The sequence below is a fragment of the Flavobacterium sp. TSSA_36 genome (assembly GCF_051547165.1).
In the GTDB taxonomy this organism is placed as follows: Bacteria; Bacteroidota; Bacteroidia; order Flavobacteriales; family Flavobacteriaceae; genus Flavobacterium.
In genome coordinates this window covers 53,930-69,668 of record NZ_JBPTTP010000004.1, presented here as the reverse complement: position 1 = coordinate 69,668, position 15,739 = coordinate 53,930, and the positions used below count along the sequence as shown (strand labels likewise).

The window sequence follows — 15,739 nt, the reverse complement described above, 5'->3', positions numbered from 1 at the left end:
TATTTTCGTAAAAACTTTATATGAAATCGATAATAACCAAAAGTTTGCCTAAGCAAACACCAAAGAGAAACAAATCGATACCATATGTGTCCATTAAAAATATAATCCACACATATGAAAAGTAAACGAAAAATTCCTCTAGTCGTAATTAGTGATGTGCATTTGGGCACATATGGTTGCCAAGCCAAAGAATTACTACAATACCTCAAATCCATTCAACCGCAAATCTTAATTCTCAATGGTGATATTATCGATATGTGGAATTTCAGCAAAAGTTACTTTCCTGTGGCGCATATGAATGTTTTAAGACAAATCATAAAACTCTCCAATTTAGGCACAAGAGTCATCTATATTACCGGAAATCACGATGAAGCCCTTCGCAAATATTCAGATTTTGTTTTAGGAAATTTTGAGTTGGTCGACAAATTGATTTTAGAAATCGATGGCAAAAAAACGTGGTTCTTTCACGGCGATGTATTTGATTCTTCCACTAGAGGCTATGCCAAAATCCTTGCTAAATTAGGTGGTAAAGGCTATGATTTATTGATTCTAATCAACAGTTGTATCAATTGGTTTCGAGAATTGTTGGGTAAAGAAAAAAGAAGCTACTCCAAAACCATCAAAGACAGTGTGAAAAAAGCAGTAGCTTTTGTAAGTAATTTCGAAACCACTGCTGCTGAAATTGCCATAGAAAAAGGCTACAGTTACGTAGTTTGCGGACATATTCATAAACCCCAAATGAAAACCATCGAAAATGAGCACGGACAAGTCACTTATCTTAACAGTGGTGATTGGGTCGAAAACCTCACCGCTTTAGAATACAAAAAAGGAAAATGGAGCATCTACCAATACCTTAAAGAACATTACAAAGAGACCGATGTAGCCGAAGAAACAATAAACAACGACATCGTTGTCAAAATCCTATCCTAATCCGTAAAATGAAAATATTCTACGCCATTCAAGCCACAGGAAACGGACACATTAGCAGAGCCATTCAACTCTACCCTTATCTGCAAAAATATGGCGAAGTTGACTTTCTCTTAAGCGGCACTTATGCTTCATTAAATCCAAGCATTCCGATTAAATACAGAAGCAACGGTTTGAGCCTTCACTACAGTCAATGCGGCGGACTAGATTATTGGAATATTGCCAAAAAAGTAAAACCTAACCAAATCTACAAAGACGCTCGCTCGCTACCATTAGACCAATACGATGTCATCATCAATGATTTTGATTCCATCACTTCATTGGCTTGTAAACTACAAAAAAAACATTCGGTATCTTTTGGTCATCAAGCCAGTTTCACCTCAAAACTAACCCCTCGCCCCGAAAAAAAAGATGTCATCGGTGAATTAATTTTCAAACATTATGCGCCTGCTCCTCAAAACATAGGACTACATTTTGAACGCTACGATGATTTCATTTTGCCCCCCATCATCAAAGACGAAATCTTACACGCAGAGCCTAAAAATGGCGGACACATTACCGTTTATCTTCCTTCTTTTCAAAAAGAGTGTTTAGAAAAAGCCTTCAATAAATTACCCAACGAGCACTTTCACTGGTTTTTGAGCGACGTAAAAACAAAGCATAGAGTCAAAAACATCACTTATTATCCTGTAGACCAAGCGTTGTTCAACAAAAGTGTAATCAAATGCCAAGGCATCATCACAGGCGGCGGATTTGAAACGCCTTCCGAGGCTTTGTTTCTTCGCAAAAAAATCCTTTCCATTCCTATTCGAAAACATTACGAGCAAGAATGCAACGCTGCCGCTCTAAAAAAAATGGGTATTCCCGTTATTTACGAAGTCGGTCGAGATTTCGATTTGATTATAGAAAATTGGCTCACCTTGCCTATGAATTACCCCAAAATCGAAGCCAATGTCATTCCACACACTTTAGACTTCTTGTTTGACACCTATCCCCAAAAACAAAACCGCCTTGAAATGAATCAAGACGGTCTTATCTATTAAAGTATTTAGGAGCAGAAAAAATAGGCATTCTGGTTGTCATCGTCCCGCTATCCGTTACAATCTTTGGTGTCGAACACCGCCACCAAAGGATTTTCACTGCTATCGGGGCTAAAGAGCCACAACATTCTTTCTTGCCTTCAATTTGATTTTGAACTATTTTACGATAGTCATTTCATCAATAATATTTTGAGCTCCAGCATATTTGTCAATAATCCAAAGCACAAAACGAATATCTAAATTGATGGTTCTTTGTAGTTTTTTATCAAAAATAACATCACCAGCCATAGCTTCAATGTTACCGTCAAAAGCAACCCCAATCAACTCTCCTTTTCCGTTCAATACTGGAGAACCTGAGTTTCCACCTGTAATATCAGTATCTGTCAAGAAGTTTACTGGCATATATCCCGCTTTATCCGCATACTGACCAAAATCTTTCGCTTTGTTCAATTCTAACAAACGAGCAGGTAAATCAAACTCAGCGTCACCCGCTTTGTATTTGTTCACCATTCCTGTCATTGTCGTGTAATTGTTAATTTTGGCGTCGTTGCGTTTGTCAGCAGGCAAAGAGCGCACTTTTCCGTAAGTCAAACGCAAAGTAGAATTCGCATCTGGATACTGAATCGTATTCAATTTTGATTCTCTCAAACCTTCCACCAATTTACGGAAAGCAATAGCAAAATCATCATCAGCTTTCGCTTGTTCTGGCGATTTGGCTCTAATTTTAGTCATCAAATCATTAGAAATAACATACAAAGGGTCGTTAGTAATAGTTTCAACTTTAGGCTCTTTCAAAAACGCAAGCACTGCATCTTTTGAAGTAAAAATACTAGAAGTTACTGCTTTGTGTACATCATTGGTAAAATCACCATTATTAGCCGCTTTCATTTCGGCTACTTTTGGTGCCAAACCATATTCAGCCGCTTTAGCAGCATACAAATTCAATTGTGCGGTCAACACTTCTTTTTCAAGAGGGGCGTACAAACTTCCGTAAGCGCCATCAATTGCTGAAGTTAATCTTGGCAACATTTCGGCTCTCTTTGCTTCGTTTTCTTTAGCATATGCGATTAAACCATTTCCTAAATTTGCAGGCAAAGTTCCGTAAGTCGCAGTACGCAATAATTGTGTCAAGTAGTTATCGTGACGCGCTTTTAAGTTGGTTTGCGCATAGTAGTTATTGATTGTAGCAATAACGTCTCCGTATTTCGCTTTGTTCTCTGCTTTATTAGCCCAAGCATTAAATTTAGCTTCTTCTTTCGTTTTGGTTTGAGCCGTTTTAGCTTTGGTCAAAGCATCAATCATCCCTTGACGGTTTTTCCAATAGTTAGCAGTAGACGCATATTTAGAAGCGTATTGTAAGTTTACAGTAGCATCTTTAGTCATAAACTTTTTCATATTGTCCATTCCTGTTTTGGCACCTTCTACCCAAGCAGGATAAGCATACTTCACGTTTTGCTCAATTCCATTAGCTGGCATCCATCTGTTGGTACGACCAGGATACCCTAAAATCATAGCATAATCGTTCTCTTGCACACCTTTTAAGCTTATTGGTAAGTAATGTTTTGGTTGCAATGGCACATTCTCTGGAGAATACTCTGCTGGATTTCCATCTTTATCAGCATACACTCTAAACATAGAAAAATCCGCAGTGTGGCGTGGCCATTCCCAGTTGTCTGTGTCTCCACCAAATTTTCCTAAACTCTCTGTTGGAGTTCCTACCAAACGAACATCTTTGTAATCTTGATACACAAAATAGTAGTACTCATTTCCTTGAAAAAATGGACGAACAGAAACGGTATATTTTCCGCCTTCACTATTTTCTTTTTCAATCAAAGCAATTTCTTGTTGAATTGCTTTGTTGCGCTCAGCTTCGGTCATCTTATCATTTACTTTAGACAAAATACGTTTAGAAACATCATCCATACGCACAAAGAAACGAACGAACAACGATTTTGGTTTTAGTTCTTGACTTTTGTCTTTCGCCCAAAATCCATTTTTCAAATAGTTATTTTGTTTAGATGACAATTCTGCAATCGCGTCATACCCGCAGTGGTGATTGGTTAAAACTAGACCTTGTTTAGACACAATTTCGGCAGTACATCCACCATTGAATTGTACAATTGCATCTTTCAAACTGTGGTGGTTGATACTATAAATTTCTTCGGCTGTCAATTGCAAGCCCATTTTTTCCATATCTCTATGGTTTAATCTTTCGATGAACATCAAGAACCACATTCCTTCATCTGCTTTTACAGGAAAAGCCATAAGGCATAAGGTCAAGAATAAGACAATCTTTTTCATATAGGTAATTATTTATTTTAGCATGGCGAATATAAGTCATTTTCGCATTTTAAACGACTATTCGCATTCAAAATCACATTTTACAATCTGATTATTAACTTTAATTTATGAATTATACAAAACAAAAAAGGTGCTCTTTTTCAAGAACACCTTTATATATTTGAATGAAAATAAATTATTCGTTCAACATTTTCCATAATTTATCTTTCAATTCGGTCAACCCTTGTTGAGCAACCGATGAAATGAACATATAGGGAACGTCTTTGAAAGCAACGTCTAAATCGGCTTTTAGTTCTGCTTTTAATTCGTCATCGAGCATATCAATTTTTGAAATAACCAACAAACGTTCTTTGTCTAACATTTCTGGATTGTACTTAGTCAATTCGTTTACCAAAATCTCATATTCCGCTTTGATATCTGGCGTATCTACTGGAACCAAGAACAACAGCGTAGAATTTCTTTCGATGTGACGCAAGAAATAATGCCCTAACCCTTTTCCTTCGGCTGCACCTTCAATAATACCCGGAATATCAGCAATTACAAACGACTGATAATCTCGATACGCTACAATTCCTAAATTGGGTTTTAAAGTCGTAAACGGATAATCGGCAATTTTTGGTTTTGCAGAAGTCAATACAGATAGCAAAGTCGATTTTCCTGCATTTGGGAAACCTACTAAACCAACATCAGCCAAAACTTTCAACTCCAAAATCACGTCCATTTCAACACCAGGTAAACCTGGTTGCGCATATCTTGGCGTTTGATTCGTTGAACTACGAAAATGCCAGTTACCTAAACCACCTTTACCTCCACGTGAAAGAATTTGTTTTTCACCATCGTCGGTAATTTCAAAGAGTGTTTCACCAGTTTCTTTGTCTTTTACCACAGTTCCCAAAGGAACTTCAATATACTTGTCTTCACCATCGGCACCGGTACTGCGATCACCACCTCCGTCACCTCCATGTCCTGCTTTGACATGTCTGGCAAATTTGAGATGAAAAAGTGTCCAAAGCGCTTTGTTTCCGACCAAATACACATGTCCTCCTCGACCTCCATCTCCACCGTCTGGCCCACCGTATTGTATAAATTTCTCTCTGTGTAAATGCGTAGATCCTTTTCCTCCTTTACCGGAAGAAACAAATATTTTTACGTAATCTACAAAATTTCCTTCTGTCATTTTTTTTTATTTCAAAGCTTAAAAATTTAAAAGTTTAAATTTGTTCGGAGAACCAACAACATTAAACAATTAAATCCTAAACCAAATTAACCATTCAAGGCTTTCACCATTACCTTATCTATCTTCACACCGTCCATATCGATTACTTCTAGCTCAAATTTTTGCCAAATCAATTTTTCTCCTTGTTTTGGAATACGAGACAATTCAGTCATTATCAAGCCACTCACTGTGGTTACTTCATAATCATTTATTAATTCATCTAGCTCAAAAAAGGTTAAGAAATCGTGCAGTGAATAATGTCCATCTACCAACCAAGAGCCATCTTCTCTTTCTATTAATTGAAAATCATCTTTATAAAACTCAGCAGCATCACCTACTAAAGCTTCTAAAATATCATTCAAGGTAATCACCCCTTGAAAATCGCCATACTCATCAGAAACAAAGGCATAATGGATACCTGTTTTTTTGAAATTCTCCAAAGCCGTGTAAGCGGTAGTTTGTTCCATAATAAAAGGCGCTTCGGTCATAATATCCGCTAAATTGAAAGTATCATTTTCAAAATTAGAGAATATGTTTTTTAAGTTGACCACGCCTACTATGTCGTCAAAATTTTCTCCATAAACTGGGTAAATGGAATGCAATTCTTTCAACATTAACTGCCTTACTTGTTCTTTGTTGGCATTAAATGGCAAGAAAACTACAGACTTACGGTGCGTCATTAAAGAGTTGACTTTTCGGTCACCAATATGAAAAACGCGCTCTACAATATCTTGTTCTATTTCTTGTACTTCGCCTCCTTCTGTTCCTTCTTTGATAATGGCTTTGATTTCTTCCTCGGTTACTTTGCCGTCTGCAGTAGGTTTGATTTGCAAAATATCTAAAATAGCATCTGTAGAAGATGTAAGTAACCATATAAACGGAGCCGTGATTATCGAAATAAATTTCATTGGCATCGCTACAGTCTTAGCAATCGACTCTGGGTGGTTGAGACCAATTCGTTTGGGCAACAACTCGCCTAATACTAAAGAGAAAAAGGTAAGAACGACAACCACAATTCCTACTGCAATGGAGTGGGCATAGGGTTGAAAAACTTCATAGCTTTGTATAAAAAGTTCTACGTCTTTGGTGATTTTATCTCCAGAATAAATACCTGTCAAAATACCAATTAGAGTGATTCCTATTTGTACGGTTGACAAAAACTTATTGGGAGAATTGGCTAAATCTAATGCTGTTTTTGCACTTTTATTTCCTTTTTTTGCAGCTGTTTCTAATCTATTTTTCCTTGCTGAAATCAATGCAATTTCTGACATTGAAAAAACTCCATTTAGGAGTATAAGAAAAAAGATAATGAGTATTTCCAATTGTATATTTATTAGTTAAACTTCTTTTTAGCCCAGATGGAAGAGAAAAGCCCGGACTCTTGTGGTTTAGTTTTTGTAAGTAGCGCTAAGCGACTAAAAGAAGCTTGGGCGATGCTTTACAAAAACAAACCACAAGAGGAGGACTTGTAACGTACAGCTGGAAATGCTTCTATAAATTATCGATAACTTGAGTAAGTCTTTCGGTAATTTCTTGAATACTTCCTATACCATCTACAGCGTGAAATTTGTTTTGCGCCTTGTAATAATCCATCAAAGGGGCAGTTTTTTCATTGTATTCTTGGTAACGGTTTCTGATTTTTTCTTCGTCTTGGTCGTCTACTCTACCGCTTGTTTTTCCTCTTTCAAGCAAACGTGCCACTAGTACTTCGTCATCAGCTTCTAGCGCAACAGTCGCAGTTACTTGGCTACCGATAGTTGGCAAAAAGACATCTAATGCTTCGGCTTGAGAAATGGTTCTTGGATAACCATCGAACAAAATTCCTTTGGCATCCAAATGCTTGTTTACTTCGTCAATCAACATTTTGGTAGTTAATTCATCTGGAACCAAATCGCCCGCATCCATGTAAACGCGTGCTTGTTTTCCTAATTCCGTATCGTTTTTTAAATTAAAACGAAAGACATCTCCGGTCGAGATATGAACTAATTGGTATTTTTCTTTTAGGAATTCTGCTTGAGTTCCTTTTCCTGCACCTGGTTTCCCAAATAAAACTATGTTGATCATTTTTTAAAAAAAATTTATAAACAGTACCCTTAAAAAAAGGGACTTCTAAGGTTGTGAATTTATATTTTTGTTTATTCGCTTAACTGATATACTTCTGGCAAATTACGTCCAATTCCGTCATAATCTAAACCATAGCCAACTATGAATTTATTAGGAATACGAATTCCAATATAATCAATTTTGACATCTTTTTTATAAGCATCCGGCTTAAAGAAAAGAGTGGCAATTTTTAGATGCTTAACATTTTGACTTTTAAATAGTTCTTTAAGCTCGACCAAAGTATTTCCGGTATCGACGATATCTTCAATAATGATCACAGAACGTCCCGTAAGATCTTGATTTAAGCCTATTAACTGTTTTACGTTTTCGGTAGTAGCAACACCTTCATAAGAAGCCATTTTTACAAAACTTACTTCGCATGGACCGGTATATTTTTTTACCAAATCAGCAACTACCATAAATGAACCATTTAATACTCCTACAAAAACAGGAGTTTCTTCTGCAAAATCATCTTGAATTTGTTTCGCTAGTTTTGTGATAGCAAAATCTATTTCGCTAGCCGCAATAAACGGAACAAATTGTTTATCGTGAAGTTGTATCATTATTTTTAGATTTAAAATAATGCACAAAGATACAGAATTCGGATTTGACAATTCACAATTGATTTTAAATTTGTATTTTTAAATTAAAACCATCCAAAATGAGCGCTGAACTGTTGTCCCATCTAGATTATGTAAGCGGTTACCGCGACAAAAGAGTACTTGCTGCACAATTTGTTTTGAACGATCCCGCACATTTTGAAACATTATTACAACTTTGTTTTGCTACTGATGATGAAAAGTCATACAAAGCCTGTTGGGTTTTGGAACAAGTGGCTTATAATCAATTAGAATGGCTGCAACCGCATTTGGATTTTTTTTGTTCGCATCTAAATCAGCTCCAGCATGAAAGTGCGATTCGTCCAGTTGCCAAAGTAATTCAACTATTGGTTGAAAATCATTTTAAAAAGAAAACAATAAAACTAAGCCCAAAACATCTTGAGCAAATAACGGAATGCTGCTTTGATTGGTTGATATCTGACACCAAGGTAGCGGCCAAATGCTACTGTATCCGCGCTCTATTTGTACTAGGAAAATCGAATGATTGGATTTATCCTGAGTTACAAATCATCATCGAAAAAGACTATCCCACTCAATCCGCAGCCTACAAGGCCGTTTCAAGGGAGATTTTGAAGAAAATTAAGTAGCGTTTTTCTATTTTCAAAAATAAACGAAAATAAAAATTATCCGTACATTTGCAAAAACTATACGTATATGAACACCAAACTCACATTATCGTTAGAAAAAACAGTTATAGAAGATGCAAAATTGTATGCAAAAAAAACGGGGAGAAGTTTGTCTGAATTGGTAGAAAATTATTTCAAAAACCTAACCGACAAATCAGAAATGGCAGAAGACATTCACCCAAAAGTAAAAAAATTGATTGGCAGGATTACACTTCCACCTGATTTTGACTTAGACAAAGCAAAAGAAGAACATTATAAAGAGAAATATGGTTTTTAAAAATATTTTTCTTGACACCAATATTTTAGTGGACATTGTTGCGAATAGATTACCCTTTTCAAAGAATGTTATTTTAATTTTCGACTATTGTGAACGCCATAAAATCAAAATGTATTCTTCCTCTCATTCTATTGCCACTATGCACTATATCGCAAAAAGGGTAGTTGACGAAAAAGAATTACGTTCTATTATTGAAGATTTATTAGACACTATTTCTATAATTGCTGTAACAGAATCTATTTTAAAAAAAAGCCTCAAATCCAGTCACAAAGATTTTGAAGATGCTATACAAATTATCACAGCACAATCAATAAACACAATGGATTGCATAATCACTAGAGATTTGAAAGATTTTAAATTTTCAGAGATTAGTGTTTTCACTCCAGACGAATTTTTAAATATAATTACCAAATAACACGAGCAAAGCAAATGCATTTAATCGTTACTAAACAATAACTAAAAAATGAATTATTTTTCTTCTGATTTTAAACTAGGCATATTAGGTGGCGGACAATTAGGCAAAATGCTGTTGTTTGACACTCGAAAATTCGACATACAAACCTATGTACTAGACCCTAGCGACGAAGCGCCTTGCAAAATCGCTTGTAACCAATTCTTCCAAGGCGATTTGATGGATTTTGATACAGTGTACAACTTTGGAAAACAAGTCGATGTGCTGACTTTCGAAATCGAATTGGTAAATCTAGAAGCCTTAGAAAAACTAGAAAACGAAGGCAAAAAAGTTTATCCATCACCTAAAACCTTGCGTTTGATTCAAAATAAAGGGATACAAAAGGAATTTTATTTAAGACATACTATACCAACTGCTCCTTTCCAAAAGTTTACCAATCTTGAAAATCTGAAATCTGAAGTCGTTAATCTACAATCTACAATCAAAATGCCTTTTGTGTGGAAATGTACGGAATTTGGTTACGACGGAAACGGCGTAAAAGTGGTGCGAAAAGCTACGGATTTAGATTTGTTACCCAATGTAGAATGCATTGCCGAAACGATGATTCCTTTCAAAAACGAATTAGCAGTTATCGTATGCCGCAATCCATCGGGCGAAATCAAAACCTATCCTGTGGTCGAAATGGAATTTCATCCCGAAGCCAATCAGGTAGAATATGTAATCTGTCCCGCCAGAATCGATCAAAAAGTAGCCGAAAAAGCCAGAGCTATTGCACTAAATGTTTCACAACAATTCAATCACGTAGGACTTTTGGCGGTTGAAATGTTTCAAACCGAAGACGATGAAATTCTAGTAAATGAAGTGGCGCCTCGCCCGCACAATTCTGGTCATTACAGTATTGAAGCGAGTTATACTTCGCAATTCGAAAACCATTTGCGCGCCATTTTGGATTTACCTTTAGGCAACACCGATAGTAAAGTAGCTGGAATTATGGTCAATTTGGTAGGTGCCGAAGGTCATTCTGGAGAGGTGGTTTACGAAAACATCGAAACGATCTTAGGTTGGAATGGCGTTACACCCCATATTTATGGTAAAAAACAAACCCGTCCTTTCAGAAAAATGGGACACGTGACCATTGCCAATGAAAATATGGCTGAAGCAAGAAAAATTGCGGAGGAGGTAAAGAATACGATAAGAGTGATTGCACAATAATTAAAAGATTGAATAATTTAAAGATTAAAAAATTGGTAAAACCATAAAGTTCTATCTTTCCAAAATCTTTAAATCATTTAATTTTTAAATCTTTAAATATAAAACAATGAACAAAGTAGCCGTAATAATGGGCAGTATATCAGATATGCCTGTAATGCAAGACGCCATCGATATCCTTAACGGATTTGATATAGCAGTAGAAGTCGATATTGTTTCGGCGCACAGAACACCAGAAAAATTATTTGATTTTAGCCAAAACGCTCACAAACGAGGTATTTCAGTGATTATTGCTGGAGCTGGAGGCGCTGCACATTTACCAGGAATGGTAGCTTCGATGTCGCCACTTCCAGTAATCGGAGTTCCAGTAAAATCAAGTAATTCAATTGATGGTTGGGATTCTGTATTGTCGATTTTACAAATGCCTGGTGGTGTTCCAGTTGCCACTGTTGCCTTAAATGGTGCAAAAAACGCTGGGATTTTGGCTGCCCAAATCATTGGTAGTGCTGATAAATGCGTTTTAGATAAAATCGTCCTTTATAAAGAAGGATTGAAAGATGCCGTAAACAAAGCGGCTGAAGGATTGAAAAAATAGATAACCGACGAACAAATCGGCTATTTTAAATTATTAATCAATAAAAGTATGGGCAGATTCCACAATCATAAATATTAATTATAAAAAAGTACGGACAGGTCGCTATCTTAAATTATAATAATCAAAAAAAAGTACGGACAGGTCGCGACCTGTCCCTTCAGTAAAATATGGAAATTTTAACCTCTACCTTCAAAACGAAATACAATACTGCACCCTTTTCTCAGATAAAATTGGAGGATTACCAACCTGCATTTATCGAGAATATCGCTGCAGCAAAAGCGGAAATTGATGCCATCATCAACAATCCAGCTGCTCCAAACTTCGAAAACACTATCGAGGCCTTGGATTTTTCAGGAAATGCTTTGGACCGTTTATCGTCTATTTTTTTTAATTTGAATTCGGCCGAAACTTGCGATGAGATGCAAAAAATCGCCCAAGAAGTTTCGCCTTTGTTGACCGAATTCAGCAACGATATCACCTTAAACGAAGCCTTATTCCAAAGAATAAAAACCGTTTACGAGCAAAAAGACACCTTAAATTTATCGCCAGAACAAGCGACATTATTAGACAAGAAATTCAAAAGTTTTTCTCGAAATGGCGCCTTGCTTTCGGAAGAAGACAAACTAAAATTGCGCGAAATCGATACGGAATTGGCTAAACTCAAATTGACTTTCAGTGAAAATGTTTTAGCCGAAACCAACAACTACCAATTGCATTTGACTAATGAAGCCGATTTAAAAGGTTTACCTGAAGGTGCTATAGAAGCGGCGAGTGCATTGGCCAAAAGCAAGAATTTAGAAGGATGGATTTTCACTTTGGATTTCCCAAGTTACCTTCCGTTTGTGACCTATGCCGACAATCGTGAATTGCGTAAAGAAATAGCAATCGCTGCTGGTAAAAAAGCCTTTCAAAATAACGAATTCGACAATCAAGAAATTGCTTTGAAAATTGCCAAGTTACGCTTCGAAAGAGCTAATTTATTAGGCTATGAAACGCATTCTCATTTTGTTTTGGAAGAAAGAATGGCGCAACATCCCGACAAAGTCAAATCGTTTTTGAATGATTTGTTGACCAAAGCCAAACCAGCTGCTGAAAAAGAGTTTGCTGAATTATCTGCTTTCGCCAAAGAATTAGATGGCATTGAACAATTAGAAAAATGGGATGGCGCTTATTATGCTGAAAAATTGAAGCAAAAATTATTCAATTTGGATGACGAAAAGCTGAAACCTTATTTTCAATTAGAAAATGTTTTGAACGGAGCGTTTACCATTGCCAATAAATTATTTGGATTAACCTTTACAGAAATTTTCGACATCGATAAATACCACGAAGAAGTTTCCACATATGAAGTAAAAGATGAATTTGGCGAACTTGTAGCTATTTTCTACGCCGATTTTTTACCAAGAAAAGGCAAACGAAACGGCGCTTGGATGACTTCTTTCAAATCGCAATACATTAAAGACGGCATAAACGAAAGACCTCATATTTCGAATGTTTGTAATTTCACCAAGCCAACCGCCACCAAACCTTCATTACTAACTTTTAATGAAGTAACGACTTTATTCCACGAATTTGGTCACGGATTACACGGTATGTTGGCCAATACTATCTATCCAAGTTTATCAGGAACCTCAGTGTATTGGGATTTTGTGGAACTACCAAGTCAGGTGATGGAAAACTGGTGCTACGAACCTGAAGCTTTGGCTTTATTTGCTAAACATTATGAAACTGGCGAAATAATTCCACAAGAATATGTAGATAAAATAAAAGAAAGCGCCAGTTTTCAAGAAGGGATGGCTACGCTTCGCCAATTGAGTTTTGGCATTTTGGATATGGCCTTTCATAGTAACAATCCAAGTGTAATCACTAATATCAAAGCATTTGAAAAAACAGCTTTTGAAGGCACTTCCCTATATCCTGATGTATTAGAAAATTGTATGTCGGTTTCTTTCTCCCATATTTTTGCAGGAGGCTATTCTTCTGGTTATTACAGCTACAAATGGGCAGAAGTACTCGATGCCGATGCGTTCGCTTATTTTCAAGAAAAAGGCATTTTCAATAAAGAAGTGGCGACAAAATTCAAAGACAACGTACTTTCAAAAGGCGGCACCGAATTGCCAATGGAATTGTACAAACGTTTTAGAGGGCAAGAACCAAAACCAGATGCTTTGTTGAAACGTGCTGGGTTGATTTAGTTAATTTCAGCATTCCTATTGAAAACCGAGGCAGCAATGCAATGCTTCGGTTTTTTTATTTCAAAAAATCCCTAAAATTATCAGCAGTTACAACCGTAAAACTGCCTTTATAATTATCTGAAAAAGTTTTGGATAGTTTTACTTTTTTAGCTTTCCATTTGAATTCATAAGCATTAACTCCATCTGCAACGGTTTCTACATAATCTACTTCTTGCTGTTGAGTGGTACGCCAAAAATAAGGTTTCGCCACACTGTTTTGATAACTCAACGCTTTCATTCGCTCTGAAATTAGGAAGTTTTCCCAAAGCGCTCCTTTGTCCTGACGGAATTCCAAAAAATTAAAATTTCCTATCAGCATATTCCGAACCCCATTATCATAGAAATATATTTTTCGATTGGCTTTAATTTCATTACGAACATTGCGACTGAAACTATTCAGTCTAAAAATCACAAAACTTTTTTCAAGTAAATCAATATAATTGCTAACCGTATTTTTATCGACACCTACCAACTGAGCGATTTCGTTATAACTCACTTCGCTACCAATTTGCAATGCCAATGCTTGTAGAATTTTCTCTAAAACTTCGGATTTTCGAATGCCGGTCAATGCCAAAATATCTTTGTACAGATAACTCGACACGAGATTTTTTAGAATCTCATATTCGTCCCCAAAATTAGTAATCACGTCTGGGTACATTCCGTACAACAATCGAAGTTCGAGTTGCTGCTTCGCTTTGATATAGCCCACATTATTTTCAAATTCAGTCCACGAAATCGGAAACATTTGAAACTCAAATTTCCTGCCTGTGAGCGGTTCTTGTGTTAGATTGTGAATGTCTAAAACCGAGGAGCCGCTCACAATTACCTGAACATCTTTAATTTGATCCACCATAATTTTTAGCTTCAAACCAATATTTGGAATACGCTGAACTTCATCAATAAAAACATATTTATAATTCCCAATAATACTTCTTAACGTTTCAGTATTGGCGTTTGACAAAGTATCCATGACCACTGAATCGTCTCCGTCCAAAAATAAATACGAAATATCTTTCAATAAAGCATTGATCAACGTTGTTTTTCCTACCTGCCGCGGCCCTACAAGCACAATAACTTTTCCCTTATTTAATCTACTCTTTATTCTATCTATTAAATCCCTTAGTATCATTGTATTATTTTTAATCAAAGGTAATACAAAAAACAATTATTCACCAATAAATATGTTTTTTAGATATCATATTCACCAAATAATATGTTTATTAGATATTATATTCACCAATAAATATGTTTTTAAGATATTATATTCGCAAAATAGTACATTTTTAAAACATAATATTCACTAGATACGTATTGTAGCAATGGATAGTTGTGCCAAAAACAAAAAAATTGGTATCGACTCCACCCAAAACAAGGTGTAATATTTAGCGCTATTTTCATGAGCAAAAGCCAAAAATAAGGCTGTGATTAGTATAAAAAAAAGAGAAAATAAACGAAAGTTGCCAATTAAAAAATCCAAAAGACAAATTAAAACCAACAATCCAAAACCAATATGTTTAGTTCTTTGAACTCCGATTAGCTGAGGTACAGTTCGTAATAAAGGGTCATCATTTTTCAAATCAACAATTTCAAAAATGATGATCAAAACAAATACCATTATAAATCGCTGCAAACCATAAATTAACACCGTACTATCTAATGAAAATCCTCCTTCTAAAGCAGGTAATACAACAGTCGTCAAAGCCCAACATAAAGACACAATATATATTTTAATCCCTTTCCAATTCCTAGCATTACTCCGATTGGGAAAAAAAGGCAAAGCATACAACAAAGTGAGTATTACAATAAAAAAAGCACCTACTTGAGTGCTCCATTGCAATTGAAAGAAATAATATATAGTCCCTAAAAAGACCAGCCCACTAAACACGAGAATTACTTTTAATTCATTCCGAAAATTGACTTTTTTAACCCGAACTAAGGACTCGTATTTGACAAAATTGTAAGCCAACAGTGTACTAAAAAACACAAAGCCATTTAAAGAGGAACTCTTTAAAAAAAATAACTGTTGTTGAGTGATGAGCAACAAGGTCAAACACGAGAAAGCCACATGAATGCTGCCTTTGATATAAAAATAAAATAACTGTCTGAAAATCTTCATTAAACAAAAATTAATCAATTATAATCAAATGATAGATTTGGTTGAAAAATCTATAAAAAATAC

The 15,739-nt window shown here is 35.8% G+C and carries 15 protein-coding genes; 8 read left to right on the top strand and 7 right to left on the bottom strand.

From position 1 onward, the window contains the following. Positions 1-114: 114 nt before the first annotated feature. Positions 115-930: a UDP-2,3-diacylglucosamine diphosphatase gene (locus ACSVH7_RS09520; protein ID WP_438066462.1), complete on the top strand. Its 816-nt coding sequence runs from the start codon at positions 115-117 to the stop codon at positions 928-930. Positions 931-938: 8 nt separating this feature from the next. Beyond that, the gene (locus ACSVH7_RS09515; protein ID WP_438066461.1) at positions 939-1,970 is read left to right on the top strand and encodes a glycosyltransferase family protein; all 1,032 of its coding nucleotides are present in this window, start codon (positions 939-941) and stop codon (positions 1,968-1,970) included. 153 nt (positions 1,971-2,123) lie between these two features. On the opposite strand, the gene ACSVH7_RS09510 is transcribed toward ACSVH7_RS09515, so the two are convergent. The 5 genes from ACSVH7_RS09510 to hpt all read right to left on the bottom strand — a co-directional run bounded on the left by ACSVH7_RS09510 (position 2,124) and on the right by hpt (position 8,150). After that, positions 2,124-4,268, bottom strand: coding sequence for a S46 family peptidase (locus ACSVH7_RS09510; RefSeq protein WP_438066460.1), 2,145 nt, complete (start codon positions 4,266-4,268; stop codon positions 2,124-2,126). A 175-nt stretch (positions 4,269-4,443) separates the two neighbouring features. Then, a complete protein-coding gene (obgE, locus tag ACSVH7_RS09505; protein ID WP_438066459.1) occupies positions 4,444-5,445 on the bottom strand; it encodes a GTPase ObgE in 1,002 nt (333 codons plus the stop codon). 86 nt (positions 5,446-5,531) lie between these two features. Continuing rightward, a complete protein-coding gene (locus ACSVH7_RS09500; RefSeq protein WP_438066458.1) occupies positions 5,532-6,755 on the bottom strand; it encodes a hemolysin family protein in 1,224 nt (407 codons plus the stop codon). Between the two features lie 220 nt (positions 6,756-6,975). Next, complete coding sequence (locus ACSVH7_RS09495; protein ID WP_438066457.1) at positions 6,976-7,548, bottom strand: adenylate kinase; 573 nt, start codon at positions 7,546-7,548, stop codon at positions 6,976-6,978. Positions 7,549-7,619: 71 nt separating this feature from the next. Next, a complete protein-coding gene (gene hpt, locus ACSVH7_RS09490) occupies positions 7,620-8,150 on the bottom strand; it encodes a hypoxanthine phosphoribosyltransferase (protein ID WP_438066456.1) in 531 nt (176 codons plus the stop codon). 98 nt (positions 8,151-8,248) lie between these two features. Here hpt and ACSVH7_RS09485 point away from each other — a divergent pair, with 98 nt between their 5' ends. The 6 genes from ACSVH7_RS09485 to ACSVH7_RS09460 all read left to right on the top strand — a co-directional run bounded on the left by ACSVH7_RS09485 (position 8,249) and on the right by ACSVH7_RS09460 (position 13,521). Further along, positions 8,249-8,794 (top strand): hypothetical protein, encoded by a 546-nt coding sequence (locus tag ACSVH7_RS09485; protein WP_438066455.1) that lies wholly within the window; start codon positions 8,249-8,251, stop codon positions 8,792-8,794. Between the two features lie 67 nt (positions 8,795-8,861). Continuing rightward, positions 8,862-9,110 (top strand): DUF6364 family protein, encoded by a 249-nt coding sequence (locus ACSVH7_RS09480; RefSeq protein WP_438066454.1) that lies wholly within the window; start codon positions 8,862-8,864, stop codon positions 9,108-9,110. After that, positions 9,100-9,525, top strand: a complete 426-nt coding sequence (locus ACSVH7_RS09475; RefSeq protein WP_438066453.1) for a type II toxin-antitoxin system VapC family toxin — start codon at positions 9,100-9,102, stop codon at positions 9,523-9,525. Before ACSVH7_RS09480 ends, ACSVH7_RS09475 begins: the two co-directional genes overlap by 11 nt. 48 nt (positions 9,526-9,573) lie before the next feature. After that, complete coding sequence (locus tag ACSVH7_RS09470; RefSeq protein WP_438066452.1) at positions 9,574-10,734, top strand: 5-(carboxyamino)imidazole ribonucleotide synthase; 1,161 nt, start codon at positions 9,574-9,576, stop codon at positions 10,732-10,734. Between the two features lie 106 nt (positions 10,735-10,840). Continuing rightward, positions 10,841-11,326: a 5-(carboxyamino)imidazole ribonucleotide mutase gene (gene purE, locus ACSVH7_RS09465; protein ID WP_438066451.1), complete on the top strand. Its 486-nt coding sequence runs from the start codon at positions 10,841-10,843 to the stop codon at positions 11,324-11,326. 167 nt (positions 11,327-11,493) lie between these two features. After that, the gene (locus tag ACSVH7_RS09460) at positions 11,494-13,521 is read left to right on the top strand and encodes a M3 family metallopeptidase (RefSeq protein WP_438066450.1); all 2,028 of its coding nucleotides are present in this window, start codon (positions 11,494-11,496) and stop codon (positions 13,519-13,521) included. Positions 13,522-13,576: 55 nt separating this feature from the next. Here ACSVH7_RS09460 and ACSVH7_RS09455 read toward each other — a convergent pair whose 3' ends face one another. Together ACSVH7_RS09455 and ACSVH7_RS09450 are read right to left on the bottom strand one after the other, a co-directional pair. Then, positions 13,577-14,689, bottom strand: a complete 1,113-nt coding sequence (locus ACSVH7_RS09455; protein ID WP_438066449.1) for an ATP-binding protein — start codon at positions 14,687-14,689, stop codon at positions 13,577-13,579. Between the two features lie 171 nt (positions 14,690-14,860). After that, the gene (locus ACSVH7_RS09450) at positions 14,861-15,676 is read right to left on the bottom strand and encodes a hypothetical protein (protein WP_438066448.1); all 816 of its coding nucleotides are present in this window, start codon (positions 15,674-15,676) and stop codon (positions 14,861-14,863) included. Positions 15,677-15,739: the final 63 nt, after the last annotated feature.